The organism is Bacillus sp. LB7 (assembly GCF_030449715.1).
In the GTDB taxonomy this organism is placed as follows: domain Bacteria; phylum Bacillota; class Bacilli; order Bacillales; family Bacillaceae; genus Bacillus; species Bacillus paralicheniformis.
The window spans coordinates 1-3,492 of record NZ_JASGCA010000044.1 but is presented as its reverse complement, the minus strand read 5'-3'; the positions used below and the strand labels follow the sequence as shown (position 1 = coordinate 3,492).

General features: G+C 37.0%; 7 protein-coding genes. 6 read left to right on the top strand and 1 reads right to left on the bottom strand.

The window, feature by feature from the left end:
* Positions 1–416: hypothetical protein (locus QMZ64_RS22895; RefSeq protein ID WP_301441628.1), on the bottom strand; the 416-nt coding region annotated here is incomplete at its 3' end.
* On the opposite strand from QMZ64_RS22895, the gene QMZ64_RS23230 reads away from it, so the two are divergent.
* The 6 genes from QMZ64_RS23230 (at position 391) to QMZ64_RS22870 (ending at position 3,399) form a co-directional block, all read left to right on the top strand.
* Entirely contained in the window at positions 391–510 is a 120-nt protein-coding gene (locus QMZ64_RS23230) for an LPXTG cell wall anchor domain-containing protein (protein WP_367618654.1), read from the top strand. The genes QMZ64_RS22895 and QMZ64_RS23230 overlap by 26 nt on opposite strands.
* Before the next feature lie 58 nt (positions 511–568).
* Positions 569–1,210 carry a class A sortase gene (locus QMZ64_RS22890; RefSeq protein ID WP_301441627.1) on the top strand — a complete coding sequence of 214 codons (642 nt, stop codon included), beginning with the start codon at positions 569–571 and terminating at the stop codon, positions 1,208–1,210.
* Between the two features lie 27 nt (positions 1,211–1,237).
* Positions 1,238–1,915, top strand: a complete 678-nt coding sequence (locus QMZ64_RS22885) for a hypothetical protein (protein WP_301441626.1) — start codon at positions 1,238–1,240, stop codon at positions 1,913–1,915.
* 28 nt (positions 1,916–1,943) lie between these two features.
* Complete coding sequence (locus QMZ64_RS22880) at positions 1,944–2,165, top strand: hypothetical protein (protein WP_301441625.1); 222 nt, start codon at positions 1,944–1,946, stop codon at positions 2,163–2,165.
* 1 nt (position 2,166) lies between these two features.
* On the top strand, positions 2,167–2,967 hold the full coding sequence (locus QMZ64_RS22875; RefSeq protein ID WP_301441624.1) for a hypothetical protein: 801 nt from the start codon (positions 2,167–2,169) through the stop codon (positions 2,965–2,967).
* Positions 2,968–3,228: 261 nt separating this feature from the next.
* The gene (locus tag QMZ64_RS22870) at positions 3,229–3,399 is read left to right on the top strand and encodes a hypothetical protein (protein WP_301441623.1); all 171 of its coding nucleotides are present in this window, start codon (positions 3,229–3,231) and stop codon (positions 3,397–3,399) included.
* Positions 3,400–3,492 lie beyond the last annotated feature (93 nt).

The window sequence follows — 3,492 nt, the reverse complement described above, 5'->3', positions numbered from 1 at the left end:
AGCAAAGGGACTAACGACAACACAAACGGGTCCGGCGGCACGACACCAAGCAAAGGGACTAACGACAACACAAACGGGTCCGGCGGCACGACACCAAGCAAAGGGACTAACGACAACACAAACGGATCCGGCGGCACGACGCCAAGCAAAGGATCAAGCGACAGCACAAACGGATCCGGCGACACGACACCAAGCAAAGGGACTAACGACAACACAAACGGATCCGGCGACACGACGCCAAGCAAAGGATCAAGCGACAGCACAAACGGATCCGGCGACACGACGCCAAGCAAAGGATCAAGCGACAGCACAAACGGATCCGGCGACACGACACCAAGCAAAGGATCAAGCGACTCAACAAGTAAAGCTGAACCGTACAAAGCAGATAAGCTGCCGAAAACAGGTGATGAAAACACATCTACACTTCCTATGTTAGGTTCAATGCTTTTGATGTTAGGTGGATTGATTACTTATTTGAAAAGAAAAACAATCTTTGGCGCAAATAAATAATTTTTAAAGTGATTAAAAGGGAAGAGACTTCTTCCCTTTTTTTAAAAGGAGGACTATTATGCGTCATTCTTTTAAAAAGAGGTTTTTGATCATCTGTTTATCCTTAATTACTATCTTAGGTATCACAATGATCATCACCCCTCTTATTGGATATAGCCATCAGGAGAAACAAATTCAAGAGACTTTAAAACAGAAACCTTTATCAGTCTCTTCATCAGATACCTCTGCGAATAAATCAAAAAAAAGCGCTATTCCTTTTCCTGGTTCACCTAAAGATGTATTAGGGAAAGTTAAGATTCCAAGTGTTAATATCGAACTCCCTATTTTAAACGGTGCGACGGATGAGAACTTAAAAGTCGGTGCAACAACTCTTAGAAAAAATCAGGTGATGGGCAAGAGTAATTATTCTTTAGCCGGCCATCATATGAAAAGAGAAGATCTTCTTTTTGGAAGATTAGATGAAGTAAAGAAAAAACAAAATGTTTATCTTACAGACGATCACTCAATTTATGTTTATGTTGTTGATTCAAAGAGTACTGTTCAAGATACTGACATTGAAATACTCGACGACCACGGAAGGAACGAAATCACACTCTTCACATGTGATGTTCCAACATCTACAGATAAAAGAACAGTTATTCATGGATATTTTGAAAAACAATTCTCTTATAGTGATGAAAAGTGGAAAGAATTAAAGTAGAGCTTTTTTAAAAAAGGGGCGGGGAATATGAAAAATAAAGTGTTGTCTTTATCCTTTGCAGGGGTCATTTTTGCATCTAGTGTATTTAATGTTGATGTAAAACCGGCAGCAGCATTAGGAGAGCAACCAAAGGTGTATCATTCCGACGAAAATCCAGGTAAGTCGGAGATTACAATCTATACAAACAATACAGAGCAAAAACCTGTTAAAGCAACTGGATATTTATCTAAACATTATATCGGCTATGCTCATAAATCATGGAATGGCAAATGGCAATTTTATTTGGATGGTTATGGCCCCTCAGAAGGGAAATACAATACAGTCCATAATAAACAGGTTGTTCGCGTATACGTTTCTGAGGGAGAAGAACAAGGGGCTTTTGATGTAAAGGTTAAGACGATAGAATCCAAAGTTGTTTCGAAGAAAAAGCTGGAAAAGACGCCGCCGTTAAAGAAAAGCATGGTCAAGATTAAAAACAATAAAAGGAAGGCTGATACGATCACGGTAAAAGGGTTATCTAAAAAATCTAAAGTAACAGTCTATAATTCTAAAAACAAAAAAATTGCTCAGAAAACGGCTAAAGGAAGTACCTTGAAGATTTCCATAAAGCAGCTCGGTAAGAAGTCAGGGTATGTAAAAATGACATTGCAAAAGAAAGGGAAGTCAGTGAGTAAAAAAAACAAATTCAAATACTCTCATGAATAGAGAGTCAAGTAAGGAGGAGTAGAATAATATGGATAAAAAACAGTTAAAGTTAGTAATTATTCCTTTAATTGTTGCTGTGGTTGGTGGAACTCTTACTTACTTCCAGGAAGATATAAAGAATTATTTAAATCATAATCCTGTTGCTGCAGCAATTGTAGGTGGCTGCTTTATTTTTATTTATTGCTTAGTGTTAGGAATTATTATAAACTGCCCAAATCCATTAGAGAAGGTAAGGAGTCAGAAAAAGTGATATGAAAACTCAATTTTTTAATTTGATTATATGTGCATTTTTGTTGTCGATGTTTACATATGTTTTACCCGCATATGCATCGTTAGGAGACAGTGCAGATGTTTTTCATTCAGATGCTAATCCTGGTAAGTCGAGTGTAGTGATCAGTACTGAAAACACAATTGATAATCCTGTTAAACTTAGTGGATATCTCGGGAATTATTATATTGGTTATGCTCATAAAAGCGCGGATGGAACATGGCAGTTTCATGTGGATGGATATGGAAGCAAACAAGGGGTCTATTATTCGGTTAAGAATGGTCAAACTTTGAGGATATATCACTCGGAGGGAAATGAACAAGGGGCCTTTGACGTTTTGATTAAAACTGAATATTCAGTTAATAAAACTCCAAACAAGAAGATTACAGCTGCGGAAAAAAAAATTAAACAGGCAAGTGAATCAGACGTCAAAAAAATAAAAAAAGAAATTTCCGAAAACCATTCTAAAGATAAAGAAAAACTTGATTCGTCAGCTATCCGAGATAAGGAGAATAAAGCAGATGATGAGAAAGAATCGGATGATAAAAAAGCAATAAGGAATCAACAGGATCAAGATGTAACAGGAACCCAAGAAGAGAAAAATGAAAAAGCCGAAAAGACTATTGATAAAACAAATCAAACATCATCTGATGCACAAAAACAAAGCAATTCCACAAATGCAGGTATTAATAACATCATCATTATTGCCTTTTTGTTTATCCTGCTTATTATTACGATCGTTATTCTCTTGTTGAAACGGAGGAACCAGAATAAAAATATTTGAAGGTGAGCATAGCGACATAAAAAATGAATTGGATCATACGCACCACACCAACAGTTATGACAGTGGAGGAAGCTTTGATGGAGGTTCATTTTAATAGGTGACATGTTTTTGTCATTATTGTGGCAGTAAGTTGGCAGTAACATGGCACACAATTGGCAGTTCTTCTATGCTATTATGAAATTGTTAAAAAAGATCAGGTAGTTAAGTGATTTCATCACTGACTGCACCTGGTCTTTTTTGTTTTGTTAGGAGGTGAAACACTTGGGTGAAAAAACAGGATCGGTGTGGAATATGGTCTCAACAATTATTGTTTCAGTAAGCCTTGTGGCCGCGCTGTCAGCCGCGTTCGTTGTCTTTGGTGACAAAATCACTGACGTTTTTAATTCAACTTTAGACAACACACTATCTTTAGCTAAAAACGTCGGAAAATAACTAATATTTTAGTTAGTTGTTAGGAGGTGAAACACTTGGGTGAAAAAACAGGATCGGTGTGGAATATGGTCTCAACAATTATTGTTTCAGTAA